This is a genomic window from Streptomyces sp. NPDC088197, assembly GCF_044741185.1.
GTDB lineage: Bacteria > Actinomycetota > Actinomycetes > Streptomycetales > Streptomycetaceae > Actinacidiphila.
Genome location: NZ_JBIUSD010000007.1, coordinates 349,881 through 375,155 on the forward strand (window position 1 = coordinate 349,881; position 25,275 = coordinate 375,155).

23 protein-coding genes and 1 pseudogene are annotated in these 25,275 nt (G+C 72.7%); 10 read left to right on the forward strand and 14 right to left on the reverse strand.

The window, feature by feature from the left end:
• Positions 1 to 4: 4 nt before the first annotated feature.
• The 3 genes from ACIOC1_RS19865 to ACIOC1_RS19875 form a co-directional block, all read right to left on the reverse strand.
• On the reverse strand, positions 5 to 1,324 hold the full coding sequence (locus ACIOC1_RS19865; protein ID WP_401855668.1) for an SGNH/GDSL hydrolase family protein: 1,320 nt from the start codon (positions 1,322 to 1,324) through the stop codon (positions 5 to 7).
• 91 nt (positions 1,325 to 1,415) lie between these two features.
• On the reverse strand, positions 1,416 to 2,171 hold the full coding sequence (locus ACIOC1_RS19870; RefSeq protein ID WP_355336857.1) for a decaprenylphospho-beta-D-erythro-pentofuranosid-2-ulose 2-reductase: 756 nt from the start codon (positions 2,169 to 2,171) through the stop codon (positions 1,416 to 1,418).
• 32 nt (positions 2,172 to 2,203) lie between these two features.
• Positions 2,204 to 3,700 (reverse strand): FAD-binding protein, encoded by a 1,497-nt coding sequence (locus ACIOC1_RS19875; RefSeq protein WP_401855671.1) that lies wholly within the window; start codon positions 3,698 to 3,700, stop codon positions 2,204 to 2,206.
• Positions 3,701 to 3,924: 224 nt separating this feature from the next.
• On the opposite strand from ACIOC1_RS19875, the gene ACIOC1_RS19880 reads away from it, so the two are divergent.
• The 4 genes and pseudogenes from ACIOC1_RS19880 to ACIOC1_RS19895 all read left to right on the forward strand — a co-directional run.
• Positions 3,925 to 4,470, forward strand: coding sequence for a phosphatase PAP2 family protein (locus tag ACIOC1_RS19880; protein WP_355336859.1), 546 nt, complete (start codon positions 3,925 to 3,927; stop codon positions 4,468 to 4,470).
• Positions 4,467 to 5,540: a decaprenyl-phosphate phosphoribosyltransferase gene (locus tag ACIOC1_RS19885; RefSeq protein WP_391050486.1), complete on the forward strand. Its 1,074-nt coding sequence runs from the start codon at positions 4,467 to 4,469 to the stop codon at positions 5,538 to 5,540. The genes ACIOC1_RS19880 and ACIOC1_RS19885 overlap by 4 nt, the downstream gene beginning before the upstream one ends.
• Positions 5,537 to 5,977 carry a GtrA family protein gene (locus tag ACIOC1_RS19890; protein WP_355336861.1) on the forward strand — a complete coding sequence of 147 codons (441 nt, stop codon included), beginning with the start codon at positions 5,537 to 5,539 and terminating at the stop codon, positions 5,975 to 5,977. The genes ACIOC1_RS19885 and ACIOC1_RS19890 overlap by 4 nt, the downstream gene beginning before the upstream one ends.
• 10 nt (positions 5,978 to 5,987) lie before the next feature.
• Positions 5,988 to 6,899: pseudogene (locus ACIOC1_RS19895) on the forward strand (YihY/virulence factor BrkB family protein); the annotation flags it as partial.
• 76 nt (positions 6,900 to 6,975) lie between these two features.
• Here ACIOC1_RS19895 and ACIOC1_RS19900 read toward each other — a convergent pair.
• Entirely contained in the window at positions 6,976 to 8,400 is a 1,425-nt protein-coding gene (locus tag ACIOC1_RS19900) for a D-alanyl-D-alanine carboxypeptidase family protein (RefSeq protein ID WP_401855674.1), read from the reverse strand.
• 146 nt (positions 8,401 to 8,546) lie between these two features.
• Between ACIOC1_RS19900 and ACIOC1_RS19905 the strand changes: the two genes are divergently transcribed.
• On the forward strand, positions 8,547 to 8,885 hold the full coding sequence (locus ACIOC1_RS19905; protein ID WP_391050487.1) for an SCO4848 family membrane protein: 339 nt from the start codon (positions 8,547 to 8,549) through the stop codon (positions 8,883 to 8,885).
• On the opposite strand, the gene ACIOC1_RS19910 is transcribed toward ACIOC1_RS19905, so the two are convergent.
• From ACIOC1_RS19910 to ACIOC1_RS19925, 4 genes are all read right to left on the reverse strand, one after another.
• Positions 8,836 to 9,669 carry a TetR family transcriptional regulator gene (locus ACIOC1_RS19910; protein ID WP_401309394.1) on the reverse strand — a complete coding sequence of 278 codons (834 nt, stop codon included), beginning with the start codon at positions 9,667 to 9,669 and terminating at the stop codon, positions 8,836 to 8,838. The genes ACIOC1_RS19905 and ACIOC1_RS19910 overlap by 50 nt on opposite strands.
• Before the next feature lie 10 nt (positions 9,670 to 9,679).
• A complete protein-coding gene (locus tag ACIOC1_RS19915; protein WP_355336865.1) occupies positions 9,680 to 10,324 on the reverse strand; it encodes a DCC1-like thiol-disulfide oxidoreductase family protein in 645 nt (214 codons plus the stop codon).
• 1 nt (position 10,325) lies between these two features.
• Complete coding sequence (locus tag ACIOC1_RS19920) at positions 10,326 to 10,745, reverse strand: hypothetical protein (RefSeq protein WP_391050490.1); 420 nt, start codon at positions 10,743 to 10,745, stop codon at positions 10,326 to 10,328.
• Between the two features lie 176 nt (positions 10,746 to 10,921).
• Complete coding sequence (locus tag ACIOC1_RS19925) at positions 10,922 to 13,600, reverse strand: MMPL family transporter (RefSeq protein ID WP_401855679.1); 2,679 nt, start codon at positions 13,598 to 13,600, stop codon at positions 10,922 to 10,924.
• A gap of 252 nt (positions 13,601 to 13,852) precedes the next feature.
• Here ACIOC1_RS19925 and ACIOC1_RS19930 point away from each other — a divergent pair, with 252 nt between their 5' ends.
• The 3 genes from ACIOC1_RS19930 (at position 13,853) to ACIOC1_RS19940 (ending at position 17,954) form a co-directional block, all read left to right on the forward strand.
• Positions 13,853 to 14,587: a response regulator transcription factor gene (locus ACIOC1_RS19930; RefSeq protein WP_355336867.1), complete on the forward strand. Its 735-nt coding sequence runs from the start codon at positions 13,853 to 13,855 to the stop codon at positions 14,585 to 14,587.
• Positions 14,584 to 16,209, forward strand: a complete 1,626-nt coding sequence (locus tag ACIOC1_RS19935) for an ATP-binding protein (RefSeq protein ID WP_401855682.1) — start codon at positions 14,584 to 14,586, stop codon at positions 16,207 to 16,209. The genes ACIOC1_RS19930 and ACIOC1_RS19935 overlap by 4 nt, the downstream gene beginning before the upstream one ends.
• Positions 16,210 to 16,307: 98 nt before the next feature.
• A complete protein-coding gene (locus ACIOC1_RS19940) occupies positions 16,308 to 17,954 on the forward strand; it encodes a hypothetical protein (RefSeq protein WP_401855685.1) in 1,647 nt (548 codons plus the stop codon).
• A gap of 35 nt (positions 17,955 to 17,989) precedes the next feature.
• Here the strand turns inward: ACIOC1_RS19940 and ACIOC1_RS19945 are convergent, their stop codons facing one another.
• On the reverse strand, positions 17,990 to 19,360 hold the full coding sequence (locus tag ACIOC1_RS19945; protein WP_401855688.1) for an MFS transporter: 1,371 nt from the start codon (positions 19,358 to 19,360) through the stop codon (positions 17,990 to 17,992).
• A gap of 88 nt (positions 19,361 to 19,448) precedes the next feature.
• Here ACIOC1_RS19945 and ACIOC1_RS19950 point away from each other — a divergent pair, with 88 nt between their 5' ends.
• Together ACIOC1_RS19950 and ACIOC1_RS19955 are read left to right on the forward strand one after the other, a co-directional pair.
• Positions 19,449 to 19,970: a MarR family winged helix-turn-helix transcriptional regulator gene (locus ACIOC1_RS19950; RefSeq protein ID WP_355336870.1), complete on the forward strand. Its 522-nt coding sequence runs from the start codon at positions 19,449 to 19,451 to the stop codon at positions 19,968 to 19,970.
• Between the two features lie 51 nt (positions 19,971 to 20,021).
• Entirely contained in the window at positions 20,022 to 20,864 is an 843-nt protein-coding gene (locus tag ACIOC1_RS19955) for a carboxymuconolactone decarboxylase family protein (RefSeq protein ID WP_401855691.1), read from the forward strand.
• Between the two features lie 103 nt (positions 20,865 to 20,967).
• Here the strand turns inward: ACIOC1_RS19955 and ACIOC1_RS19960 are convergent, their stop codons facing one another.
• The 5 genes from ACIOC1_RS19960 to ACIOC1_RS19980 all read right to left on the reverse strand — a co-directional run bounded on the left by ACIOC1_RS19960 (position 20,968) and on the right by ACIOC1_RS19980 (position 25,183).
• The gene (locus ACIOC1_RS19960) at positions 20,968 to 21,741 is read right to left on the reverse strand and encodes a succinate dehydrogenase iron-sulfur subunit (RefSeq protein ID WP_355336872.1); all 774 of its coding nucleotides are present in this window, start codon (positions 21,739 to 21,741) and stop codon (positions 20,968 to 20,970) included.
• Entirely contained in the window at positions 21,741 to 23,495 is a 1,755-nt protein-coding gene (gene sdhA / locus ACIOC1_RS19965) for a succinate dehydrogenase flavoprotein subunit (protein ID WP_391050500.1), read from the reverse strand. The genes ACIOC1_RS19960 and sdhA overlap by 1 nt, the downstream gene beginning before the upstream one ends.
• Positions 23,496 to 23,580: 85 nt before the next feature.
• Positions 23,581 to 24,063, reverse strand: a complete 483-nt coding sequence (locus ACIOC1_RS19970) for a succinate dehydrogenase hydrophobic membrane anchor subunit (protein WP_355336874.1) — start codon at positions 24,061 to 24,063, stop codon at positions 23,581 to 23,583.
• A gap of 6 nt (positions 24,064 to 24,069) precedes the next feature.
• Positions 24,070 to 24,450 carry a succinate dehydrogenase, cytochrome b556 subunit gene (gene sdhC, locus ACIOC1_RS19975; RefSeq protein WP_188279402.1) on the reverse strand — a complete coding sequence of 127 codons (381 nt, stop codon included), beginning with the start codon at positions 24,448 to 24,450 and terminating at the stop codon, positions 24,070 to 24,072.
• Positions 24,451 to 24,499: 49 nt separating this feature from the next.
• Entirely contained in the window at positions 24,500 to 25,183 is a 684-nt protein-coding gene (locus ACIOC1_RS19980; protein WP_355336875.1) for a 2-oxo-4-hydroxy-4-carboxy-5-ureidoimidazoline decarboxylase, read from the reverse strand.
• Positions 25,184 to 25,275: the final 92 nt, after the last annotated feature.

Genomic DNA, 25,275 nt, shown 5'->3' on the forward strand with positions numbered 1-25,275 from the left:
ACGCTCAGCCCGCCGCGCGCGGAGTCAGCGGAGCCGTCAGCGTACGGAGATCGATCGCGTTCGCCATCGCGCGGTAACCGGCGTCGTTGGGATGCAGGTGGTCGCCGCTGTCGTAGGCGGGGGACAGGCGGTGCGGCCGGGCGGGGTCGCGCAGCGCGGCGGACAGGTCGAAGACGGCGTCGAAGGCGTGGCCGCCGAGCATCCAGCGGTTGACGGTCTCGCGGGTCCGCTCACCGGCGGGGGTGTAGGGGCGGGAGCCCTGGAAGGGCGGCAGGGTCGCGCCGTAGATCCGTACGCCCGCCGCGTGCGCCTGGCGGATGAGGGTGCGGTAGGCGTCGATGAGGTCGGCCGCGGCGAGGTGCCCGTGCGGGCCGCGGTCGACGCTGATGTCGTTGATGCCCTCCAGCAGGACCACGGCCGTGACGCCGGGCTGGCCGAGGGCGTCGTGGGCGAAGCGGTGCAGGGCGCTGGTGCCGAAGCGGGTGCCGGTGTCGGTGAGCACCCGGTTGCCGCTCAGGCCCGCGTCCACGACGCCGAGGAGCGGGCCGCCCGGCCGGTCGCGCAGCCGCCGGGCGAGGACGTCGGGCCAGCGGGCGTTGGCCGACGTGCTGGAACCCGCGCCGTCCGTGAGGGAGTCGCCGAAGGCGACCAGGGTGCCGCGGGCGGTGGCGGACTCGACGTCGAGACCGCTGAGGTAGTACCAGACGCCGTTCGAGACGGGGTAGTGCGCGGTGGTGTCGGCGGCGGCGAAGTCGCCGGGCGCCGAGTAGTACGTGGTCTCGGCGGCCAGCCAGTGCCGCCCCGACGCGCCCGCGTCACCGGGGAAGTAGACGCTGACCAGCAGATTCTCGTCCGCGTTGACGGTCATCGCGAGGGGGTCGGTCGCCGCGTCCCGCCCCGCCGGGATCGTCGTGGCGCCCGCCCCGGAGAACGTCGCGGTGTGATGCGTGCCGGGTGCGGCGTCGCCGCCGTGCGCCTGGACGGCCACGTCCACGGCCCCGACCGGCAGCGGCCCGGTCCCGTACCGGTTCGACAGCCGCACGCGTACGCCCGTCCCGCCGATCGTCGGGTGCACGACCATGCGGACCGTGCGGTGGTGGACCCGCTGGCCGCCGCCCGCCAGCGCCGCCGTCCACACGCCGACCCGGGTGAGCACGGGCCTGGGCGGGGCCGCGCTCTGCACGGCCGACCTGGCACCGGTCCCGGACAGGCCCGCGACGGCGAAGACGGAGCTGACGACGACCGCGAAGGCCACGACCGGCGGGGTCAGCCACCGCAGCCGCCGCCCCCGAAGTCCTCTCCCGTCAGCGGGAGTCGCCCCCATGGCCCCCTCCTCCGGAACGCGGTGTCACCGTCTGTGGAGCGTACGACACGGCCGCCCGCCGCCGACGGCGCGCGGCGGAGCCGGTGCCGGGTCAGACCGGCAGGCGGCGGAAGAGCGGCCTCGGGACGTGCCGCAGGGCCGACATGACCACGCGCAGGGTGCCGGGCACCCAGACCGTTTCGCTGCGGCGGCGCAGCCCGGTCTCGATGGCGACCGCGACGGCCTCGGGGGTGGTGGCCAGCGGGGCCTCTTCGCGCCCCGCGGTCATCTTGGTGCGGACGAAGCCGGGGCGGACGATCATGACGTGCACGCCGGCCCCGTGCAGGGCGTCGCCGAGGCCCTGGGCGAAGGCGTCGAGCCCGGCCTTGCTGCTGCCGTAGATGAAGTTGGCGCGGCGGGCGCGCTCGCCGGCCACGGAGGACAGCACGACCAGCGAGCCGTGGCCCTGCGACTGGAGGGCGCCCGCGCAGACCAGGGAGGCGGAGACGGCGCCGGTGTAGTTGACCTGGGCGACGTGGACGGCCGAGAGCGGTTCCTGCTCGTCGCGGGCCTGGTCGCCGAGGACGCCGAAGGCGAGCAGCACCATGTCGATGTCGCCCTCGGTGAAGAGCTTGCCGAGGACCTCCTCGTGCGAGGCGGGGTCGAGGGCGTCGAAGCCGACCGCGTGGACGTCGGCGCCGAGCGCGCGCAACTGCGTCGCGGCGGCGTCCAGCGCCTCGGAGGGGCGGCCCGCGAGATAGACGGTACGGGTGCGGCGGGCGATGAGGCGGCGGGCGGTGGCCAGCGCGATCTCGGAGGTGCCGCCGAGGATCAGCAGGGACTGGGGGGCGCCGAACGCGTCCTTCACGGGAAGCTCCTTCGAGGCTGTGGCGGCGGGCCCTAGAGGGCCAGGCGGCGGGCGAGGTCGGACGTGATCACGCCGCGCGGGTCGTACGTGGCGCGCAGGGTGCGGAAGTCGTCGAGGCGCGGGTACATCCGGGCCAGGAGTTCGGGCCGCAGCCGCGCGTCCTTGGCGAGGTAGACCCGGCCGCCCGCCTCCGCGACCTCCTCGTCCAGCTCGTCGAGGAACGCGCCGAGGCCGGGGAGCGCGGCGGGGATGTCGAGGGCGAGGGTCCAGCCCGCCATCGGGAAGGAGAGCCAGCCGGGGTCGCCCTCGCCGAAGCGCTTGAGCACGGCGAGGAAGGACGGGCAGCCGCGGGCGCCGATCCGTCCGACGATGCGCCGCAGCGCCTCCTCCTGGCCGTGGCCGACGACGAACTGGTACTGGACGAAGCCGCTGCGGCCGTAGATCCGGTTCCAGTGCGGCAGCCCGTCCAGCGGGTGGAAGAAGGTGGACAGGCGCTGGAGTTCGCCGCGCCGCTCGCGCGGGGCCCTGCGGTACCAGAACTCGTTGAACAGGCCGACGCTGGTGCGGCCGAGCAGGCCCTCGGGGACGAAGCGCGGGGCGGCGGGCAGCCGTCCGGGGCGGAAGGCGAGCGGGTCGCGGCGGGCGCGGGACGTGGCGGGCAGCGCGTCGAGCGGGGCGTGGTCGCCGCGGGTGAGGACGGCGCGGCCGGTCTTCGCGCCGCGCGCGAGCAGGTCGATCCAGGCCACCGAGTAGCGGTACGTGTCGTCGGTCGCGGTCAGCCGCGCCATCAGGTCGTCCAGGTCGGTGGCGCGTTCGGTGTCCACGGTCATCAACGACGTCTGGACCGGCAGGAGCTGGAGGGTCGCGGCGAGGATGACGCCGGTCAGGCCCATGCCGCCGGCCGTCGCCCAGAACAGGCCCGGCTCGTCCTCGGGCGTGACCAGCCGGGTCTCGCCGTCACCGGTGAGCAGTTCGATGGCGCGCACATGGCGGGAGAAGGACCCGGAGCCGTGGTGGTTCTTGCCGTGGATGTCCGCGCCGATCGCGCCGCCGACCGTCACATAGCGGGTGCCGGGCGTGACGGGCACGAACCAGCCGAGCGGCAGCAGCACCTCCATCAGGCGGTGCAGCGAGACGCCCGCGTCGCACACGACCAGGCCGTTGACGGCGTCGATCTCGTGGACGCGGTCGAGTCCGGTCATGTCCAGGACGGCGCCGCCCGCGTTCTGCGCCGCGTCCCCGTAGGCCCGGCCCAGGCCCCGCGCGATGGCGCCGCGGCTGTCGCTGCCGGTGACCGCCGCGACGGCCGCCTCGTACGTCAGGGGGCGCAGGACGCGGGCGGTGGTGGGGGCGGTGCGGCCCCAGCCGGTGACCGGGCCGACGCGGCTGGGGAGGTCGGCGGGGCCGGAGCCGCGATCGAGGGGGGCGGCGGTGGGGTCGGCCGAGGCGTCGGTGGGGTCGGCCGAGGCGTCGGCGGCGGTGCGGCCCTCGCCGGTGACGGGGACGGTCGTCGCGGAGGGTACAGGCATGTCCGTGACCGTAGCGCTCTGAGTGGTGCGAAAGATCACGAATAGTGCGTTATGCGGCTTTTCTCACTGAAAAGGGTGAGTGGTGGTGCGTGAGGAGCCGTCGCGCACGGTAAGCACTCGGGGTCCAAGTGTGATGACCCGACAATTCGCCCAGGTGGGGCGGCCGGTCGCCCAGCTGTGGCGGCCCCGGGTCACGAGCCGTCGCTGCGAGGGAGTACCGACCAGTGCGCTACCCCGACTCCGCCGCGGAACGCGCGGACCACCACCTGCTGGCCGCGCTGCGCCGCCGCGGCACCGACCCCCGCGTCGCGGGCGCGGCCCGCGCGCTGTCCTGGGCGGGCGAGCACGGCGCGGTCTGGCTGGCCGCCGGTCTCGCCGGCGCCTGCGCCGACCCCGGCCGCCGCGGCGCCTGGCTGCGCGCCACCACACTGGTCGGCGCGGCCCACGCGGCGAGCATGGGCGTCAAACGGGTCGTCCGCCGCCCGCGCCCGGTGCTGCCGGACGCCGAACCGCTGGTCCGCACCGCCGGACGGCACAGCTTCCCCAGCTCGCACGCCACCTCGGCCGCCGCGGCCGTCGTCGCCTTCGGGGCACTGATGCCCCGTACGCCGTTCGCCGCGCCGCTCCCGCCGCTCGCCGCCGCCATGTGCGTGTCCCGGATGGTCGTCGGCGTCCACTACCCGAGCGACGTGGCCTGCGGCGCGCTGCTCGGCGCCGTCACCGCCCGGCTCGGCCGGAACTGGGCCCTGCGCGGAGGGCGGCCGTCATGACGGAACGCACCGCCGCGCTCATCGACGACGTACCGGCGACCGCCGTCCCCTCGGCCGGACGCTTCCCGCCCCCGGTCTCCGTACGGGGCCTGCCCGCCGGTCTGGTGCGGACCGCCCGGCCCCGGCAGTGGGTCAAGAACGTCCTCGTGCTGGCCGCGCCGCTGGCCGCCGGGCGCCTGCTGTCCGCGCACGCCGTACTCCAGCTCGCCGTCGTCTTCGTGCTCTTCACCGGCTGCTCCGCCGCCGTCTATCTGATCAACGACGCCCGCGACGCCGACGCCGACCGCGCCCACCCCGTCAAGTGCCGCCGCCCGGTGGCCTGCGGACAGGTCCCGGTGCCGGTCGCGTACGCCGCGGGCGGCGCCCTCGCGGTCCTCGCGCCCGCGGCGGCCGGGGTGCTCTGCAACCCGGACACGGCCGGGCTGCTCGCCGGGTACGTGGTCATGCAGCTCGCCTACTGCGTGTGGCTCAAGCACATGCTGGTCGTCGACCTCGTCATCGTCACCACCGGCTTCCTGATGCGCGCCATGGCGGGCGGCCTCGCCCTCGGCATCGACCTGTCCCGCTGGTTCCTGATCACCTCGGGCTTCGGCGCGCTGTTCATGGTCGCCGCCAAGCGCTACTCCGAACTCGTCCTGATGTCGCGGCTCGCCGAACGGGCCACGGCGGCGGCCCCCGCGGCCCCGACGGTCGGACCCCAACCGGACGCCACCGCCCCGGCGGCCCCCGCGCCGCCCGAGGACTCGGAGGGCTCCGAGGTCGGCGCCTCCCGCGCCCTCCTCGGCGCGTACACCACCGGTTACCTGCGCTTCGTCTGGCAGCTCGCCGCGGGCGGCGCCGTACTCGCCTACTGCCTGTGGTCGATGGAGACCGGCGCCTCGCCCAACGGCTGGCTCCCCTGGCGGCAGCTCTCGATGATCCCCTTCATCCTCTCCGTCCTGCGCTACGCCGTCTTCGCCGACGCGGGCTCCGCGGGCGCCCCCGAGGACGTCGTCCTGCGCGACCGCGCCCTGGTCGTCATCGCCCTGGCCTGGGTCGTCCTCTACGTCCTGGCGGCGGTCAACCGGTGAGGGCGCGCTCCCCTCGGGGCCTCAGCTCGGAAGTGCTCGGCTTCGCCCTCGCGGGCGGCGCCGCGTACGCCGCCGACCTCGGGCTGTTCGTCTGGCTGCGCGGCCCCGGCGGGTTCGGGCCGATCGGGGCGAAGGCGCTGTCGTTCCTCGCCGGGTGCACGGTGGCGTATCTCGGCAACGCGCTGGGGACCTACCGGGGCCGGACCCCGGCGGTCGGCAGGGCGCGGCAGTACGGGGTCTTCTTCGCGGTGAACGTGGCGGGCGCGCTCGTGCAGTTGGGCTGTCTGGGCGTATCGCACTACGTGCTCGGGCTGGCCAGTGCGCGCGCCGATGTCGTGTCGGGCGCGGGGATCGGCATGGCTCTCGCGACCGCGCTGCGCTTCTGGGGAACCCGCACCTTCGTGTTCCGCGGGACTGCGCGGGCCGGGGGAGGGTAGGCCCCCCGGTATGGACTGGTTGACAAGGTTGCCCTGGATCGGCCCCCGCATCGCCGCGGCGATGCGGACACACGGCTGGCGCGCCTTCGCGCACCTCCAGACCGTCCACTGGACGCGGCTGGCCGCCGCGATGACCTTCACCAGCTTCCTCTCGCTCTTCCCGCTGCTCGCGGTCGTCGCGGCGATCGGCGCCGCGCTGCTGTCGCAGCATCAGCTCGACACCCTCCAGCACAAGATCTCCGACCAGATCCCCGGCATCGCCGACCAGCTCGACATCAACGGCCTGGTCGCCAACGCCGGGACCATCGGCGGGATCGCCGGTGCCGCGCTGCTCTTCACCGGTATCGGCTGGGTCGGCTCGCTGCGCGACTGCCTGCGCGCGGTCTGGGACAAGGACGACGAGGAGCGCAACCCCGTCGTCGCCAAACTGGTCGACGGCGGCATCCTGCTCGGCCTCGGCGCGGCGGCCCTGCTCTCGCTCGCCGCCTCCGGCTTCGCGACCGCGGCCGTCGACTGGACCGTCCACAAGGCCGGGCTCGCCGACCACGGCCCCGGCCGCGCGCTGCTGACCGTCCTCGGCTTCTGCATCGCCGTCCTGGCCGACTTCCTGATCCTGACCTACCTGCTGACGCTGCTGCCGGGCGTCGAACCGTCGCGCCGCGCCGTGGTCCAGGCGGCGTTCATCGGCGCGGTCGGCTTCGAACTGCTGAAGGTGCTGCTCAGCGGCTACCTCCAGGGCGTCGCGGGCAAGAACGTGTACGGCGCCTTCGGTACGCCGGTCGCCCTGCTGCTCTGGATCAACTTCATGGCGAAACTGCTGCTGTACTGCGCCGCGTGGACGGCGACGCCCAGGCACGCGCCGCCGCCCGAGAAGGACGGCGAGGACGGCGGGGACGGCGGGGACGGCGACGCCGCCGGGGAACCGGTGGAAGGTGTCGAGACCGTGGAGGTCGTCGAGGTGATCGAGGTCCACGGGGCCACGCGGGCCCCGGAGTCCGTCAGCCCTTCCGGCGCCGGGAGCGGCGGTCGGGACCGGACGCCGGACCGGACGCCCGATCGGGATCGGGATCGGGATCAGGGCCAGGATCAGGATCAGGGTCAGCACCGGGACGCGGAGCGGGATCAGGACGCGGGGCAGGATGAGGACCACCGCCGGCCGGGGACGGCAGCGGGCGGAGCTTCCGTACCACGATGAACGCCACGGCCAGGACGAGCAGGGAACCGGCGGCGACGCCCAGCGCCGTCCACAGGCCGTCGTGGGAGGAACCGGCCGTGGCGGAGGCGGTGGCCGGTCCCTTGTCGCCCTCGGGCGCCTTCGTCGTGGCGGTCGGCGGCGGCAGTTGGCTCAGCGGCGGGACCAGCGTGCCGACCGGCTTGACCGTAGGGGCGGCCTTGAAGCCCCAGTCCAGCAGCGAGGCGGCCTCGCGGTAGACCAGGTCGTGCTCGGCCTTCGGCGTCATGACGGTGACCAGCAGCGTACGGCCGTCGCGCTGCGCGACCCCGGTGAAGGTGGCGCCCGCGTTGGTGGTGTTGCCGTTCTTGACGCCCGCGATGCCGGGGTAGGGGGACAGGCCGTAGTCGCCGCTGAGCAGCCGGTTGGTGTTCTGGATGCCGAACGACTCGCGCTTCTTGGTGGTCTTGCCGGTCTTCTTGTTCTTGTCGACCTTCCACTCGCCGGGGAACTGCGCGCTCACCGTCGAGCAGTACTCGCGGAAGTCGGCGTTCTGGAGCCCCGAGCGGGCGAAAAGCGTGAGGTCGTACGCGCTGCTGACCTGCCCGCGCTCGTCGTAGCCGTCTGGCGTGACCACATGCGTGTCGGCCGCCTGCAACTCCTTGGCCCGCGCGTTCATGTCCGCGACAGTCCTGGCGACGCCGCCGTTCATGGCGGACAGCACGTGCACCGCGTCGTTGCCCGAGCGCAGGAAGACACCGAGCCACAGGTCGTGGACGGTGTAGGTCAGATTCTCCTTGATGCCGACGAGGCTGCTGCCCTCGCCCATGCCCTGGAGGTCGCTCGGCAGCACCTTGCGCACGGTGTTCTTCGGGAACTTCGGCAGCACCGTGTCGGCGAACAGCATCTTCAGGGTGCTGGCCGGGGGGAGCCGCCAGTGCGCGTTGTGCGCGGCGTAGATCTCGCCGGTCTTGGCGTCCGCCACGATCCAGGACTTCGCCGTCAGCTTCGCGGGCAGCGCGGGCGCGGACTGTCCCGGGTCCACCTGCGTGCCCGGCACGCCCAGCCGGTCGCCGCCCACCGTGGACATGTGCTCGGGCGGTCTCGGCGCGGGCTTGGTGCCGGCGGCCGGAGCCGCGCTCGCGGCCCCCGTCAGGACGGTGCCGCCGAGCAGCGCGGCGACGGCGGACACGGCGAGAACGGCCAGGGCGGAACGGTGCGGCGCGGTGCGGCGCGCGGCGGTCGTAGGCATGGGCACCCGAGGAAACGTACATGTCCTTTCCTGGCCGCCGCGCCCCCGGGTGCGGGCCGTCCGCCGTGACGATCCGCACGTCCCGCGCGGGGAACCGGCCACCCCCGTCGGCCCTCCTACCGGGGGGCCCGCACATACTGGGACGCATGAAGCTCAGTCGGCGCGTGTCCTGGTTCCTGGTCGCTTTCGGTGTGTGGTCGTGGATCGTCTGGGTCACCTTTGTCAAGAATTTGTGGAAGGACACCAGCGGTCTGGCCTTCCACGACGGCGACCACGGATCGCCCACCGCCTACTTCTGGATCCACCTCACGCTCGCGATCGTCTCCTTCCTCCTCGGCACCGCCATCGCGGCCCTCGGCGCGCGGAGCCTGCGGGCGCTGCGCCGCGAGGCGGCGCAGGCCGGTCCGGCCGACCCGGCGGAGGCGACCGCCCCGACTAGCCCGGCTGCCCCGGCTGATCGGGAGTCGGCCGACTCGACGGTGTGACCGCGGTGCGGCCGATCGTCGGGAGGATGAAGTCCTGGATGAGGGACTTGGCGTCGCGGACGACGGGGCGGAAGACCCGGTAGCGGGACAGGCCGATGACGCGGGCCGCCACGGGGGTGGAGCGGTGCACGAACTCGCGGGTCCGCGCGGTGTCGGGGGTGCGGTCGAAGACCCAGTAGAGGACGACGACCATGAGGTGCAGCCAGAGCAGTTCGGGGAGCAGCTCGGCGAGTTCGGAGTCGAGCTTGGGGGCGAGGTCGGAGCCGGAGAGCACGTCGCGGAAGAGTTCGACGGCGGTGGCGCGGGCCGGGTGCGACTCGTTCGAGAACGGGCTGAGCGAGCTGTCCGGGTCGGCGGCCGTGCGGAAGAACTGGGCGGCGAATTCGTGGTACTCGGCCGCGGTGTCCAGCCAGGACGCGAGCGTGATCTCCAGGCGCTCCGCGAAGTCGGTCACCCCGCGCATGCGCACCCGGGCGTCGGCCGCGTGGTCGTGCGTCATCCGGTCGTAGAACCCCTGGATCAGGAATTCCTTGGACTGGAAGTAGTAGTAGGCGTTCCCGACCGAGACGCCCGCCTCCTGGGCGATGGCGCGCATCGTGGTCTTGTCGTAGCCGCGCTCGCGGAACAGCCGCATCGCGGTCTCCAGGATCACCGCGCGGGTCTGCTCGCTCTTGCCGGTCTTGGGCCGGGCCCGGCCGCCGGGCAGTTCCTCGCCCAGGCCGGGGCCCGGCTCCGCCGCCGGACCCGTGGCCGCGGGCTCCGGCTGGTCTGTCACGTGCTCCACCCGGGTGAGCCTATCCGTCGCCCGCACAGCCGTCGGCGCAGTCCTCGCCCCGGCCGCGCCGCGGGTCGGCCGGCGGTACGGCCGGCGGTGCCGACGGGGCGCCCGGGTCGCTCTGCGTCCAGCCGGTCGCCTTGTCGTAGATCCAGCCGGGTACGGACCTGACCGGCGCGGGGCCGGGCGCGCCCGCCGCGTTGCGCCCGGGGAACCAGGTCGGGGCCGCGGCCGAACGCTGCTTGCTCTCGCGGTACTTGGCCGCGGTCAGCACCGCCGCGCGGGCGAGCCTGCGGCCCGCGGGGGTGGCCAGGGTGTGCGAGAAGGCGCGGTGGTCGGCGAGCGCCCACAGGCACACCACCCAGGCGGAGTCGCCCCGGTAGAGCTGGCCCGCGTCGCCGACGACGGTGATCTCGCGCCCGGTCGCCGCGTGGTCGAGGCCGGGGAAGCGGTGCATGGCCTCGGGGGAGCCGACCGGCACCATGTCCAGTCTGACGAGCTGCCGCTGCCGGACGAGCCAGTCCCGTACGAAGGCGCACAGCCGGCAGGCGGGGTCGTACAGCACGGTGAGCCGCCGTACGGGCGGGCGGGGCGTCCGCGCCACGGGCCGCGCCGTCGGCCGGTCGGGCCGCGCGGTCACCGCGCTCTGCGTGAGGCGCGTCATGTCACACCCCGGCCGGGGTCGGGCCGTTCGGCTTCGTCCAGCCGTCGCTGTCCACCGGCGGGTACTGCTCGCGCTCCATCAGCCCGCGCCGCCGGATCTTGTTGAGCACGTAGACGTTGCCGAGGTGCATCACGCCGAGCACCAGCAGCACGACGCCGAGCTTGACCGACAGCGCCTCGAACAGGCCGCGCGCGTTGTCGACGGCGTCGGCCGACTTCAGGTAGAGGGCGACGAAGCCGAGGTTCACCAGATAGAAGCCGACCACCAGGAGGTGGTTGACGGCGTCGGCGAGCTTCTCGTCGCCGTGCAGCACGTCGGCGAGGAAGATCCGGCCGTTGCTGCTGAGGGTACGGGCCACCCAGACGGTCAGGCCGATACTGACGGCCAGATAGATCACATACGCGAGGACGGTCAGGTCCATAGCGGGTCCACCCCTTGTTTGAACGTGTTCAAACCTACTGACGCGACGACTCTAGACCCGGTTTTGAACATGTTCAAGGCCGGTGCTCCGGGCATACGGAAGGGCCCGGCTCCGAAGGTTCGGAACCGGGCCCTGACGACAGACGCCACCGGGGGAGCGGCGGCGCCCGGCCGCGGTCAGTCCTGCGAATAACTCAGCTCCAGATCGACGTCACCGTCCCCCTCGCCGCCGTCGTCCGGGACCCGGACGGTGGCGGGGAACGGCGGATAGCCCATGGTCAGCAGCGTGTACCGGCCGGGGTAGAGATTGCCGAAGGCGTACGAGCCGTCCTTGCCGGTCCGCGTCTCCGCCACCTCGTGGCCGTCCGCGTCGTGCAGCACGACCCGCGCGTCCTCGACCGGCTGGCCGTCCGCGCGCCGCACCGTACCGGTCAGCGCACCCGTCCCCGTGAGGCGCAGATCACACTCCACCGGGCGGTCGGAGGCCAGCACGCTCGCCGTCTGCGGGTGGTGTCCCGGCGCGTTGGCGACCAGGACGTACGAGCCCGCGCGCGGTGTCGGCAGAGCGAAGGCGCCCTCGTCGTCCGCCGCCGCGCGGCCCACCTGGCGGCCGTCCGCCGCGATCAGCGTCAGCTCCGAGCGCGGCACCGGCAGCCCGGCGGCGCCCGTGACCCGGCCGCGTACGGCGGGCCCGGAGACGATGTCGGTACCGGCCCCGGCGGCCATCAGCGTGCCCGTCGGCGCGCCTGCCGCGGGGCCGTCGTCCTCGGCCGGCTCCACCGCCAGGTGCGGCAGCCGCTTGTTCAGCCACGCGGGCAGCCACCAGTTGGAGGTGCCGAACATGTGCATCAGCGACGGCACCAGCACCGTCCGCAGGATGAACGCGTCCAGCGCGACCGCGCCCGCCAGGCCGATGCCGAACATCGCCAGCACCCGCTCGCCGCTGAGCACGAAGGCGCCGAAGACGCAGATCATGATGACCGCCGCCGAGTTGATCACCCGGCTGGTCTCGGCGAGCCCGACCCGTACCGCCCGCGCGTTGTCCTTGGTGTGCACCCACTCCTCGTGCATCCGGCTGACCAGGAAGACCTGGTAGTCCATCGACAGGCCGAAGAGCAGCGAGAGCATGATGACCGGCAGGAAGGCGTCGATCGGCCCCTCGCGCCCGGCCAGCGAACCGCCCCAGCCCCACTGGAAGCAGGCCACCAGCACCCCGAAGGAGGCCGCCGCCGCGATCAGGTTCATCGCGGCGGCCGTCAGCGGCACCACCAGGCTGCGGAAGGCGACCAGCAGGAGCAGGAAGCCCAGCACGATGATCACGCCGATGAACAGCGGCAGCTTGTTGAACAGGACCGTCGCGAAGTCCTCGAAGATCGCCGTCTGGCCGCCGACGTACGCCCGCATCGTGCTGCCCCGCTCGGCGGCCGGGACGACGTCGTCGCGCAGGTGGTCGATCAGGTCGGAGGTCGCCTTGTCCTGCGGCGAGGTGGTCGGCACCGCCTGGATGAACGCCACCTTGTCGCCCGGCTTCATCGGCAGGGCGGCGGCGTACGCGATGCCGTCGGTGTCCTTCAACGTCGTGACCAGGCCGTTCAGCGCGGTCCTGTCCGCGCCGGTCGGCACCTCGGCGAGGATCGTCAACGGCCCGTTGAAACCGGGGCCGAAGCCGTCCGCGAGCATGTCGTACGCCTTGCGGGTGGTGGTCGTCGTCGGGTTGTTGCCCTGGTCGGAGGAGCCCAGGCGCAGGCCGAGCGCCGGGATCGCCAAGGTGGCCATCACGGCCACCGCCGCCACCGCGAGCGCCCGCGGGTGCCGCTGGAGGAACGACGACCAGCGCGCCGCCGCGCCCGTCGCGACCTCCGGCTGCGGTCCCTCGGCCGCCAGCGCGCGGCGCTGCCCGCGGCTGAGCACCCGCATGCCCAGCAGGCCGAGCAGCGCGGGCAGCAGCGTCATCGCGGCGGCGACCGTGATGACGACGGTCAGTGCCGCCGCGACGGCCACACCGTCGAGGAAGGTCAGCCGCAGCGTGAACATGCCCAGCAGCGCGATGCAGACCGTGCCGCCCGCGAACAGCACGGCCCGGCCCGAGGTGTTGAGCGCGGTGACCGCCGCGTCCTCGGGGCTCTTCCCGCGCAGGATTCCCCTGCGGTGCCTGGTCACGATGAACAGCGCGTAGTCGATGCCGACGCCCAGACCCACCAGCGTCGCGAGCTGCGGCGAGAAGTCCGCCACGTCCATGCCGTGGCTGAGGATGATGATCGCCGACGACGAGATGCCGATGCCGAACAGCGCCGTCACGATCGGCAGCAGCATCCCGAACAGCGAGCCCAGCGCCAGGAACAGCACCACGGCCGCCGCCGCGATGCCGACGCCCTCGGCGAGGCCCGGCAGCGGCTGCTCCGCCTGCGCGGGCTTGTTGCCGCCGACCTCGACCCTCAGGCCCTTGGCCGCCGCGTGGTGCGCGGTGTCGATCAGCTTCTGCGCCTGGTCGTCGGAGAGGTCACCGCCGAGCTTGGTGTACGTCACCGTCGCGTACGCCGTACGGCCGTCCTTGCTGATCTGCGCCGCGCCCGCCGGGTCGTACGGGCTGACGACCTGCCCGACGTCCTTCTGCCGGGCGATGTCCGCCAGCGCCGGGTCGAGCCGCGCCCGTACCGAAGCGTCGCGCACCGTACCGGAGTCGACGTGCCACACCACCGTGTCGGCCTCGCCGGACCGCTCGGGCACCACCTGGTCCATCAGGTCCAGGACCTTGGTGGACTCGGTGCCCTTGAGCGAGAACGCGTTGGAGTAGCCGCTGCCGAGCGCGTTGCCCACCGCGCCGACGCACAGCAGCGCCGCCAGCCAGAACGACATCACCAGCCATTTGTGCCGAAAACACCATCGAGCCACAACGGCCACGACCACATCCCCCATCAACGAGCGTTCCACGACCGACGAGTTGACCAACGGGACCGCGCACTGACCGACGGACCCGCGGACTGACCAACGAGCCTCTTCAGCCTCCGTGGCTGTCGCGCCGACCGCCAAGCCGATCCCGCTTCTCTCAAGGAACTCCAAAGTTCCGGCCGGGACGGGGTCGCGGGGGGAGTGCGGATACTGGTGGGCATGGACGCCACCGTGCTCATCGTGGAGGACGAACCGGGGATCGCGGACATCCTGCGCATCACCCTGAAATACAACGGCTTCACGGTGCACAGTGCCGCGACCGGGCGCGAGGCGCTGGCCGCCGCGCGCGAACACCGGCCCGACCTCGTACTGCTCGACGTGATGCTGCCGGACGGCAGCGGCTGGGAGGTCTGCCGCGCGCTGCGCCAGGAACGCGCCGCCGAGACCGACGCCGACGACCTCGCCGTCATCTTCGTCACCGCGCGGGACGCCCCGCGCGACGTGGTCGCCGGGCTCGCGCTCGGCGGCGACGACTACATCACCAAGCCGTTCGGCGTCGACGAGGTGGTGGCCCGCGTGCACGCGGTGCTGCGCCGCACCCGGCGCCGCGAGGGCGCCGACGGGCGCGTCCTGCGCCACGGCGACCTGGAGATGGACGAGGCCACGTACACCGTCCGCAGGTGCGGGCAGCCCGTCGAGCTGACGCCCACCGAGTACAACCTGCTGCGGCACCTGCTGCGCAACGCCGGGCGGATCGTCACCAAGGAGCAACTGCTCCAGCACGTCTGGCAGTACGACACGGCCGTCTCGTCCACGGTCGTCGAGACCTACATCTCGTATCTGCGGCGCAAGCTCGACCGGCTCGGGCCGCCGCTGATCGAGACCCGGCGGGGGATCGGATACGGGCTGCGCGCGGCGGAACCGGGCGCCGCCGCGGCCGGGGGAGCGGTGTGAAGGTGAACAAGTGCGGCCTGTGGCCCCGCCCGCACTCGCTGCGCGGGCGCTTCACGATCGCCAACGTGACCTTCCTCGCGGTCGGCCTGCTGCTCGCGGCCTGCGCGAGCATCGCCGCCACGTACATGGTGCTGGTCGGCGAGATCGACGACTCGCTGAAGGGCTCGCAGTCCTCGCTCGCCAAGACCTCGATCGACGCGGACATGGTGCGGCGGCTCTGCCAGCTCGCCGACCTCCTACAGAGCGGGCAGGGCGGGCAGAACGGGGGCGGCGGGCAGGGGAGTTCGGCGATCGCGGTGGCGTTCCAGCAGGATCTGTTCGTCATGCTCGACCGGCGCGGCGAGCCCGCCGCCGTCTGCCAGGACGGCACCATTCCGGTCAGCTCCGAGCAGCGGCGGCTCGCCGAGGCGATCCCCGACCCGGCGGGGCTGGTCCGCAGCGGCGGCGCGAAGACCGTGAAGACCGGCTCGATGGAGTACCGGGTGGTCGCGATCCGGCTCTCCGACGGCACCATCGTGGTCAAGGGCATACGGCTCAGCGGCGTCAAGCACGCGATCGGCAATCTGCTGATCGTCGAATCGGTCGTCGGCGTGGTGCTGCTCGCGCTGCTCGCCACCGGCTCGCTGACCGCGGCCAGGCGGCGGCTGAGCCCGCTGGAGGACATGGTGGAGACCGCGTCCGCCATCGCCGGGGGCGACCTCGGGCGGCGGATCGGCACCGCGCGGCACGGCTCCAGCGAGGTCGAACAGCTCAGCGGCGCGCTCAACGCGATGCTCCAGCAGATCGAGACCGCCGTGACCGAAAGCGAGCGCGCCACCACACAGTTGCGGCGATTTCTGGCCGACGCCTCGCACGAGCTGCGCACCCCGCTGGCGTCGGTGCGCGGCTACCTCCAGCTCTACGAGAAGGGCATGCTCGACGCCGACGAGAAGGAGCGGGCGCTGAGCCGGGTCAGCTCCGAGGCGCTGCGGATGAGCCGCCTGGTCGACGAACTCCTCGCGCTGGCCAGGCTCGACGACCGGCCCGCGCTGCCGCACGGCGCCGTCGACCTGTCCCGGCTGGTCCGCGACGCCGCCGCCGACCTGGCCGCGCAGCAGCCGGAACGGCCGCTGACGCTGATGGTGCCCGACTGCCGGGCCGACGGCGGACCGCTGCCCGAAGTCCTCGGCGACGAGGCCGCGTTGCGGCAGGTCGTGGGCAATCTGCTGAGCAATGTGCGGGTGCACACCCCGGCCCGATCCCCGGCCAGCGTCGAAGTCGCCGCGCGTGGCGAGAAACTGCTCTTGCGGATCACCGATTCGGGTCCCGGTATGAGCGAGCGGGACGCGGAACGCGTCTTCGACCGGTTCTTCCGCGCCGACGCAGGACGCGCCCGCGACAGCGGCGGCGCGGGCCTCGGCATGGCCATCGTGCAGGCCGTCGTCCAGGCGCACCACGGCACGGTCGCGTTGGAGACGGCGCCCGGCCGCGGCCTCACGGTCTGCGTGACGCTGCCGACGGTGGGCGCGGGGACGGCGGTCGGCGAGGACCCGGCGGTCGGCGAGGACCCGGCGGCGGACGCGGCGAGGGGCCAGGAGACGGTGGTAACCGGTGCGAAGTCCACTGTCCCCGCCGCTACTTGACCAAATCTATAACAAACGGAAACCCGTACAACCCCTGTGCGACATCGGCCGTCCAACTCCCCACAACGAACCACCACTCGAAGTGACGGGGAGACACCATGCGAGGTCGAGCATTCACCGGACGGCTGCGCCCGGCGGCGCTGGCCCTTGGGGCGGCCGGGGTGTTGACGCTCGGCGGCGGAGCCGTGGCCTTCGGAGCCGACGGGCCGCCGGCGGACACCGCGCCGGCCGATTCGATCGACCTGGGCCTGCGCGCCTACGACGTGACCTTCGCGCCCACGGCGGCCGGGGCGGAACCGGTCACCCGCTCGATGGCGGTCACGATGTTCCACCACGACCCGAACGTGGCCGTGCCCGCCCAGCGATTGACCTTCTCCGCGGCGGGCATGAAGAACGTCGCCGAGGTCGTCTGGCCGCAGGGCTGTACGGTGACCGGCGCCGACGCCGTCTGCACCGTGCCCGGCGCGCCCGTCGGGCGGCTCGACCTGCCCGACGTCGCGGTGAAGATCCGGCCGCTGCCGGGCGTGGCCGCCGGGGCCAAGGGGTCGTTCAGCGTCAGCCACCGCAACACCAACGGCAAGACGCAGACCTTCAAGCCGACGGTGACGCTGGCCGACGGCCCGTCCCTGGTCGTCGGCCGGGCGGCGGCCACGACCCTCGCCCCCGGAGCGAACGGCGACGTGCCGGTCACCGTCACCAACGAGGGCAACGCCGACGTCGCCTCGGTCCAACTGGAGCTGCGGTGGTCGCACGGCCTCACCCCGGTCGAGCGCTTCTCCAACTGCGTGTACGACACCTCCCGCGACCCGCGGCAGGGCGTGGACCGTACGGTGGCGCGCTGCGCCGTCGACCAGCCGCTCGCGGCCGGCGCCAGCTACGGCGTGCGCGACACCGTCTCGATGAAGGCGAACGCGGACGCCTACGCGGAGAGCGTGGACGTCACGGCGTTCACCCCGAAGGAGGCCACCGCGCACCCCGCGGGCGAGCCGGGCACCGGGCCCGCTCTGCACCTGGTGCCGGTTCCCGGCGGGACCCCGGGGGCGGACGGCCGTAACGACACCTCGTACGGCGGCGCGGACTTCACGGTCACCAACACCGCGGACTTCGGGATCTCCGCGCCCGAGGTCACCGGTGCGAACGGCGCGCAGGTCAAGCTCACCGTGCACGTGGACAACCACGGACCCGCCTCGATCGACCCGCTCGAGTACTTCACGCCGGTCACCCGCTTCGACGTCCGCGTGCCCGACGGCACCGCACTCGTGGAGTGGCCCGTGACGTGCGCGCCGCGCGACACCGCGAAGCGGTACCTGCGCTGCGCGTCGGACACGGAGTCCGACGTCGAGCGCCCGGTCACCCTCTACAGCGGGAAGTCGTACGACTTCCCGCTCACCCTGCGCGTCACGTCCACCGGCATGCACAGGGGCGAGGCGGCGCTGCTGACGACCGGGCCGAACCGGATCGAGCTGCCCTTCGACCACAACGCGGCGAACAACACGGTCGCGCTCGTGGTCAAGACGTCGGCCTCGAACGCCTCGGCCACCGCCGGTTCTTCCGGCTCCTCCGGCTCCAACGGGACCACCGGATCGGCCGGGTCCTCCGGCGCGGTGTCCGGCGGCGCGGGCAACGCCTCGCTGCCCGCCACCGGCGCGGGCGCGACCCGGCTGATCGGCGGGATCGCGGTCGGCGCCGTCGCGTTCGGCGGCGCGGTGCTGTTCACCGCGCGCAACCGCCGCCGTACCGCGTAGTCCGCGGGTTCCCGACAGCTCCCCCCACGGGGTGATCAGACGGTGACCGGTGCCCGCTCCCTGGGGGCGTCGGTCACCGTCGTCGCGTGCCGCACACCGGGGACGGCCGCCGTCCCCAGGCACAGGGCGGCGACCAGCGCCGCCGCCACGTACAGCGGCACGGCGGGTCCGAAGGCGTCGCAGGCGAGCGGCGCGAGCGCGTATCCGACCGGCATCGCGGCGAGCGAGAGCAGCCAGTCGTACGAGGTCACGCGGGCCAGCACCCCGGCGGGCACCGAGCTGAACACGTAGGACTCCCAGACCGGGTTGAAGAAGCCGAGCGCGCCGAGCGCGAGGCCGTAGGAGACGATCAAGGGCACGGCGGGGGCGTCGGCGGCGAGCAGGACCAGCGGCAGCGCGTAGCTGGTCAGGGCCAGATTGCCGGTGAGCACGGGGCGGCGCAGCCGGGCGCGGGAGGCGAGCAGCGAGCCGGTCAGCAGGCCGACGGAGCCCGCTTCGAGCATCAGCACCCACATGCCGTCGCCGCCGCGCCGGTGGTGCGCGATCAGCGGGCCGAGGGTGGCCAGGACGGCGGCGGCCCCGTTCCACACCGCGTGGGCGATCAGGCTGGTCCAGTACCAGTCGCGGGCGCGGACCTCGGTCCAGCCCTGGACGAGGTCGGCGCGCATCGAGCGGCGCGGGATGGGGGTGCGGCGCACCCGGACGAGGGTGAGCAGCGCCGCACTCGCCGCGAAGGACGCGGCGTCCAGCAGGAACGCCCAGCCGGGCCCCGCGGTGAAGATCAGCAGTCCGGCGAGCGCGGGGCCGCCGAGCCGGGTCGCGCTCGCGGCGGACGCCATCAGGGAGTTGGCGCCGAGCAGGCCGTCCTCCTCGACGGTGCCCGCGACCAGCGGCGCGGAGGTCGGGATGGCGAAGGCGGAGGCGGCCCCGCCGACGGTCTCGGCGACCGCGAGGACCCGGATGCTCGGGTCGCCGCCGACGAGTTCGAGGCCGACGAAGATCTGCGCGGCGCAGCGGACGAGGTCGGTGGTGAGCGCGACCTTGCGCGCGTCGAACCGGTCGGCGATCACGCCGCCGACCGGCAGCAGCAGGAGGCGCGGCACCATCGCGCAGCCCAGCACGACCGCGAGCGCGGACGCCGAGCCGGTCGCGCGGCTGATGGCGATGGCGAGCGCGGCCGGGACGACGGCGTCGCCGAGGGCGGAGAGCGTCCGGCCGAAGAAGAGCAGGCGGAACGAGCGGTGCCGGAGCGGGTGTCGGGGCTTGGGGGGCGGGGCGACGGGGTCCTGGCGGGAGCCGTCGCGGGGGGCGTCGTGCCGGTCGTCGCGGGGGTCGTCGTGCCGTTCGTCGCGGGGGTCGTCGCGCGGGTCGTCGTGCCGGTCTTCGTGCGGGGGCGGGGTGGTCACGGCGAACAAGGTATTTCGGCGTCGAACATTTCGTCAACGAATATTTCGGCACCGACGTATCTCCGGTGGGTAGGCATAGGATCGGCCCATGCCCACCCCGCACGACTGGACCGACGGCCACGTCGCCCGCTGGCAGCCCGTACTGCCCGACCTCGACCCCGACGTCGAGGGCGCCGCCACCCGCGCCATGCTGTTCACCGACCACATCCGCAGGGTCAAACAGCGCTCGCTCGTCGACCACGGCCTGCACAAGCACGAGTACGAGACGCTGCACACGCTCGCCGGGCGCGGCGGCCGTACCGTTCCCTCCGAACTCGCCGCCGACCTCAAGATGGCCCCCGCCTCCATCACCGGCCGCCTCGACGGCCTGGAGCGGCGCGGGTACGTACGCCGTACGCCGTCGGCCGCCGACCGCCGCCGGGTCGACGTCGAACTCACCGAGGCGGGGCGGCAGGCGTGGCTCGGGGCGCTGGAGTTCCAGGGCCAGGAGGAGCGCCGGCTGCTGGGCGTGCTGACCCCGGCCGAACGGCGCACGCTCTCCGACCTGCTGCGGCGGGTGATGCTGGCGGCCGAGGGGAACGGGGACGGCGGTCGCGACTGCACGGGCTGAGCTGGCGTGGGACTTGCGCTGGAGTCGACTCCAACCCCTAGCGTCGTCGTCATGACCACCGCAGACGGCTCCGACCCCACCGACCGCGCCGAATCCGCTCCCGCCGACGACCGGTACGCGCGCGGCCTGGCCGCCCTCCGCACGGTCACCGGCGACGAGCGCCCGGCCCTGCTCGACTCGGTCGCGGAGATCGCCCCCGACCTGGCCCGGATGACCATCGAGTTCGGCTACGGCGACCTATGGTCACGCCCCGGCCTCACCCCGCGGCAGCGGCAGCTCGCCACCGTCGCCGCGCTCGCCGCCCTCGGCAACGCCGCCCCGCAGCTCCGCTTCCACATCGCCGGAGCGCTCAACGTCGGCTGCACCCGGCGCGAGATCGTCGAGACCTTCATCCACACCACCGTCTACGCCGGTTTCCCCGCCGCGCTCAACGCCCTCGGCGCCGCCCGCGAGGTCTTCGCGGACCACCCGGCCGACGACGACCCGGTCGTCAAGGAACCGGTCGACGGCGGCCGTTACGAACGCGGCCTGGACGCCCTGCGCACCGTCGACGGCCCCGACGGCGTCCGCGTCGTGGCCACCCTCGACGACATCGCCCCCGACCTCGGCCGCTACATCGTCGAGCACGTCTTCGGCGACATCTACTGCCGCACCGGCCTGGACCTCGTCACCCGCGAACTCCTCACCATCGCCATCTGCACCGCCCTCGGCACCGCCGCCCCCCAGCTCCGCATCCACATCCGCGCCTTCCTGCGCCTCGGCGGCACCCGCACCGAAGTCGTCGAAACGCTCACCCAAATGGCCGGCTACGCCGGTTTCCCCGCCGCCCTCAACGGCGTCGCGGCAGCCCGCGACATCTTCACCGAGCAGGACGCGGCCGGGACCGCGGGCTAGCGCGCGCGAAGGGGACCGCGAAGGGACCCGCGTACGGACACGCGAAAGGGCCCGCCCGTGGCCGGTGGTGGCCGGTCGGGGCGGGCCCTTGGGGGCGCAGGGGTCAGAAGCGGCGGGTGATCAGGGCGCGCTTGACCTCCTGGATCGCCTTCGTCACCTCGATGCCGCGCGGGCACGCGTCGGTGCAGTTGAAGGTGGTGCGGCAGCGCCAGACGCCGTCCTTGTCGTTCAGGATCTCCAGGCGCTGCTCACCCGCCTCGTCGCGGGAGTCGAAGATGAAACGGTGCGCGTTGACGATGGCCGCGGGGCCGAAGTACTGGCCGTCGTTCCAGAAGACCGGGCAGGACGACGTGCACGCGGCGCACAGGATGCACTTGGTGGTGTCGTCGAAGCGCTCACGGTCCTCGGCGGACTGAAGGCGCTCACGCGTCGGCTCGTTGCCCTTGGTGATCAGGAAGGGCATCACATCGCGGTACGCCTGGAAGAACGGGTCCATGTCGACCACGAGGTCCTTCAGCACGGTCAGGCCCTTGATCGCCTCGACCGTGATCGGCTTGTCCGGGTTGATGTCCTTGATCAGCGTCTTGCACGCCAGCCGGTTCTTGCCGTTGATCCGCATGGCGTCGGACCCGCAGATGCCGTGCGCGCACGAGCGGCGGAAGGTCAGCGAGCCGTCGATCTCCCACTTGACCTTGTGCAGCGCGTCCAGGACGCGCTCCTTCGGGTCGATGGCCAACTGGTAGTCGACCCACTCCGCGTCCGCCGCGACCTCCGGATTGAACCGGCGGATCCGCAGCGTGATCGTGATCAGGTGTGCGTCGGTCACCTCGGCGGCGTCGAGGGCCGCCGAGTGCTTGTCGAGCGTCGGGGTGCTCATCAGTACTTACGCTCCATCGGCTGGTAGCGGGTCTGCACGACCGGCTTGTAGTCGAGGCGGATCGACTCGACGCCGGTCGCGTCCACCTCGCGGTAGGCCATCGTGTGCCGCATGAAGTTGACGTCGTCGCGGTTCGGGTAGTCCTCGCGGTAGTGACCGCCGCGCGACTCCTTGCGGGCGAGCGCGGAGACCGCCATGACCTCGGCCAGGTCGAGCAGATTGCCCAGCTCGACGGCCTCCAGCAGGTCGGTGTTGAACCGCTTGCCCTTGTCCTGGATCGCCACGTTCAGATAGCGCTCGCGCAGCTCGCCGATCTTCTCGACGGCCGTCTTGATGGTCTGCTCGGTGCGGAACACCATCACGTTGGCGTCCATGCACTCCTGCAACTCCGTGCGGATCACCGAGACCCGCTCGGTGCCGGTGGACGCGCGCAGCCGCTCCACCTGCGCCTCGACCAGCGACGCCGGGTCGTCGGGCAGCGGCACGTAGTCGTGCGCGTGCGCGTACTCGGCGGCGGCGATGCCGGAACGGCGGCCGAAGACGTTGATGTCCAGCAGCGAGTTGGTGCCCAGCCGGTTCGCGCCGTGCACCGACACGCACGCGACCTCACCGGCCGCGTAGAGGCCCGGCACGACGGTGCTGTTGTCGCTCAGCACCTCGCCCTGCACGTTGGTCGGGATACCGCCCATCGCGTAGTGCGCGGTCGGCTGGATCGGGATCGGGTCGGTGTACGGCTCGATGCCCAGGTACGTCCGCGCGAACTCGGTGATGTCCGGCAGCTTCGCGTCGAGCTGCTCCGGCGGCAGGTGCGTGAGGTCGAGGTAGACGTGGTCGCCCTCGGGGCCGCAGCCGCGGCCCTCACGGATCTCGGTGTAGATCGCGCGGGAGACGACGTCACGCGAGGCGAGGTCCTTCATGACCGGCGCGTACTTCTCCATGAAGCGCTCGCCGTCCTTGTTGCGGAGGATGCCGCCCTCACCGCGGGCGCCCTCCGTCAGCAGGATGCCCATCCGCCAGATGCCCGTCGGGTGGAACTGGAAGAACTCCATGTCCTCCAGCGGCAGCCCGCGCCGGTACACCGCGGCCTGGCCGTCACCGGTCAGGGTGTGCGCGTTCGACGTCACCTTGAAGAACTTGCCGGTGCCGCCCGATGCGTAGATCACGGCCTTCGCCTGGAAGACGTGGATCTCGCCGGTGGCCAGTTCGTACGCGACCACGCCCGCGGAGCGCTTGACGCCGTCGACCTCGACCAGGAGCTGGTCCAGGACGTAGAACTCGTTGAAGAACTCCACGCCCTCCTTGACGCAGTTCTGGTACAGCGTCTGGAGGATCATGTGGCCGGTGCGGTCCGCGGCGTAGCAGGCGCGGCGCACCGCGGCCTCGCCGTGGTTGCGGGTGTGGCCGCCGAAGCGGCGCTGGTCGATCCGGCCCTCGGGCGTCCGGTTGAACGGCAGGCCCATCTTCTCCAGATCGAGGACCGCGTCGATGGCCTCCTTCGCCAGGATCTCGGCGGCGTCCTGGTCGACCAGGTAGTCACCGCCCTTGATCGTGTCGAAGGTGTGCCACTCCCAGTTGTCCTCCTCGACGTTCGCGAGGGCGGCGGCCATGCCGCCCTGGGCGGCGCCGGTGTGGGAGCGGGTCGGGTACAGCTTGGTCAGAACGGCGGTGCGGCTGCGCTTGGTGGCCTCGATGGCCGCGCGCATGCCGGCGCCGCCCGCGCCGACGATGACGGTGTCGTACTTGTGGATCTGCATGGGGGTCGCTTCCCTGTTCCAGCCCTGGCTCAGCGCTTGGCGTCAGCGGCTTCGCGGCTTGGCGGTGATGGCCGTGTCGGCCGCGTTAGCGGATGTTCGGGTCGAAGGTGAAGATCACCAGCGAACCGAGCACGATGGTGAACGCCGTCGCGGTGAACAGCAGCGTCTTCAGCCAGATGCGGGTGTTCGGCCGCTCGGCGTAGTCGTTGATGACGGTCCGCAGGCCGTTGCCGCCGTGCAGCATGGCCAGCCAGAGCATCACCAGGTCCCAGCCCTGCCAGAACGGCGAGGCCCAGCGGCCCGCGACGAACGCGAAGCCGACCTTGGTGACACCGCCGTCGAGCACGAGCTGGATCAGCAGGTGGCCGAGGACCAGGACGACCAGCACCACACCGGACAGCCGCATGAACAGCCAGCCGTACAGCTCGAAGTTGGTGCGGGAGCTGCGCGGGGTCCGCTTGGTGCGGGCGCGCGGCGGCTCGATGACCGGGGCCGGGTTGTCCGGGCTGTACGTGACGCTGGAGCCGGTCAGCTCGACCGCGTCCGCGGGAGTGATTTCGGTGGACATGTGCGGTCAGCTCCCGAACAGGACTCGTGCGGCGTGGCCGAGGACGGGGTAGATCGCGCCGACCATCAGGAGAGCCCACAGGCCGAGCACCGTCCACAGCATCTGCTTCTGGTAACGCGGGCCCTTGGTCCAGTAGTCGACCGCGATGATCCGCAGGCCGTTCAGCGCGTGGAAGAGGATCGCGGCCACGAGGCCGTACTCCAGCAGGCTGACGATGGGGGTCTTGTAGGTCGCGACGACCTTGTCGTAATCCTCGGGGGAGACCCGCACGAGAGCGGTGTCGAGGACATGGACGAACAGGAAGAAGAAGATGAGGACACCGGTGACTCGATGAGCCACCCAGGACCACATGCCTTCCCGGCCGCGGTACAGCGTTCCAGCCGGCACGGAAAAAACCCTCCGGGAGCGGGGCGAGGGGTGCCGGCTTCGGTGTCGGTCACGCCCGGCCGGGTACGGTCCACCGGCCCCGGCCATCGTAGCGACGCGATGTCGGCTCCGGACCGCGGGGTAGGCCAGGTGTGATCGATCCCGCACGGTCGGGTGAACCGGCGGGGGTCTTTCGCGGGCCGGACTCGGCCAGATGCCCACCGGTGTCCGCGAGTCGCAGCAGCCGCGCGCGGCAGATCCGGCGCAGCTGCTCGGCCGTCGCCACCGACTCCTCGTCCTCGTCGTGCCCCAGGCGCTGGCGCAGGCTCGCCAGCGTCAGGTCGAGGGCAGCGGCCGGATCGTCGGGGTCGTCCAGGTCGGTCAGCGCGATCACGAAGGCGTGGCCGAACTTCGCCTCGTACGCCGCGTTCGCGGCCCGCAGCGCGGTGTGCACGGTCAGGCCGCCGCGGTCGGGCAGCGCGGTGGTGGCCTCGCCCGCCAGCGCCTCGGCGAGATCGCCCGACGTCAGGTCGTACGCCGCCTCGTCGGCCGCGGCGAGCAGCGCCTCGACCGTCGGATACGGCCGGTGCGCGGCCACCCGGCGGGCCCAGCGGTGGCTGCCGCAGCAGGTGCGCAGCGCCGCCTCCGCGACCAGGGAGGGGGCCCGGTTGAGCAGATACAGCCCCTCGGGCGGGGTGTCGCTGGACAGCGCTGGGCTCCTGGATCGGGTGGACCGGGGGTACGGAATCGGCACGGCGGTACGACAGGTGCGGATTCGGTACGGCTTCGGCTCGGGAAGGTACGGCAGGGGGAGTGCTCCCACTTTAGGGGCAGCCGGTTCGAACA

What these genes read in the sequence shown, in the direction of transcription:
- ACIOC1_RS19900 (WP_401855674.1), bottom strand. Translation starts at nt 8,400, where the DNA reads ATGCCTACGACCGCCGCGCGCCGCACCGCGCCGCACCGTTCCGCCCTG.
- ACIOC1_RS19915 (WP_355336865.1), bottom strand. Translation starts at nt 10,324, where the DNA reads ATGACGCGCCTCACGCAGAGCGCGGTGACCGCGCGGCCCGACCGGCCG.
- ACIOC1_RS19865 (WP_401855668.1), bottom strand. Translation starts at nt 1,324, where the DNA reads ATGGGGGCGACTCCCGCTGACGGGAGAGGACTTCGGGGGCGGCGGCTG.
- sdhA (WP_391050500.1), bottom strand. Translation starts at nt 23,495, where the DNA reads ATGCAGATCCACAAGTACGACACCGTCATCGTCGGCGCGGGCGGCGCC.
- ACIOC1_RS19905 (WP_391050487.1), top strand. Translation starts at nt 8,547, where the DNA reads ATGAAGCTCAGTCGGCGCGTGTCCTGGTTCCTGGTCGCTTTCGGTGTG.
- ACIOC1_RS19940 (WP_401855685.1), top strand. Translation starts at nt 16,308, where the DNA reads ATGCGAGGTCGAGCATTCACCGGACGGCTGCGCCCGGCGGCGCTGGCC.
- ACIOC1_RS19875 (WP_401855671.1), bottom strand. Translation starts at nt 3,700, where the DNA reads ATGCCTGTACCCTCCGCGACGACCGTCCCCGTCACCGGCGAGGGCCGC.
- ACIOC1_RS19920 (WP_391050490.1), bottom strand. Translation starts at nt 10,745, where the DNA reads ATGGACCTGACCGTCCTCGCGTATGTGATCTATCTGGCCGTCAGTATC.
- ACIOC1_RS19970 (WP_355336874.1), bottom strand. Translation starts at nt 24,063, where the DNA reads ATGTCCACCGAAATCACTCCCGCGGACGCGGTCGAGCTGACCGGCTCC.
- ACIOC1_RS19885 (WP_391050486.1), top strand. Translation starts at nt 4,467, where the DNA reads ATGACGGAACGCACCGCCGCGCTCATCGACGACGTACCGGCGACCGCC.
- ACIOC1_RS19925 (WP_401855679.1), bottom strand. Translation starts at nt 13,600, where the DNA reads ATGTCGTTCTGGCTGGCGGCGCTGCTGTGCGTCGGCGCGGTGGGCAAC.
- ACIOC1_RS19960 (WP_355336872.1), bottom strand. Translation starts at nt 21,741, where the DNA reads ATGAGCACCCCGACGCTCGACAAGCACTCGGCGGCCCTCGACGCCGCC.
- ACIOC1_RS19930 (WP_355336867.1), top strand. Translation starts at nt 13,853, where the DNA reads ATGGACGCCACCGTGCTCATCGTGGAGGACGAACCGGGGATCGCGGAC.
- ACIOC1_RS19950 (WP_355336870.1), top strand. Translation starts at nt 19,449, where the DNA reads ATGCCCACCCCGCACGACTGGACCGACGGCCACGTCGCCCGCTGGCAG.
- ACIOC1_RS19955 (WP_401855691.1), top strand. Translation starts at nt 20,022, where the DNA reads ATGACCACCGCAGACGGCTCCGACCCCACCGACCGCGCCGAATCCGCT.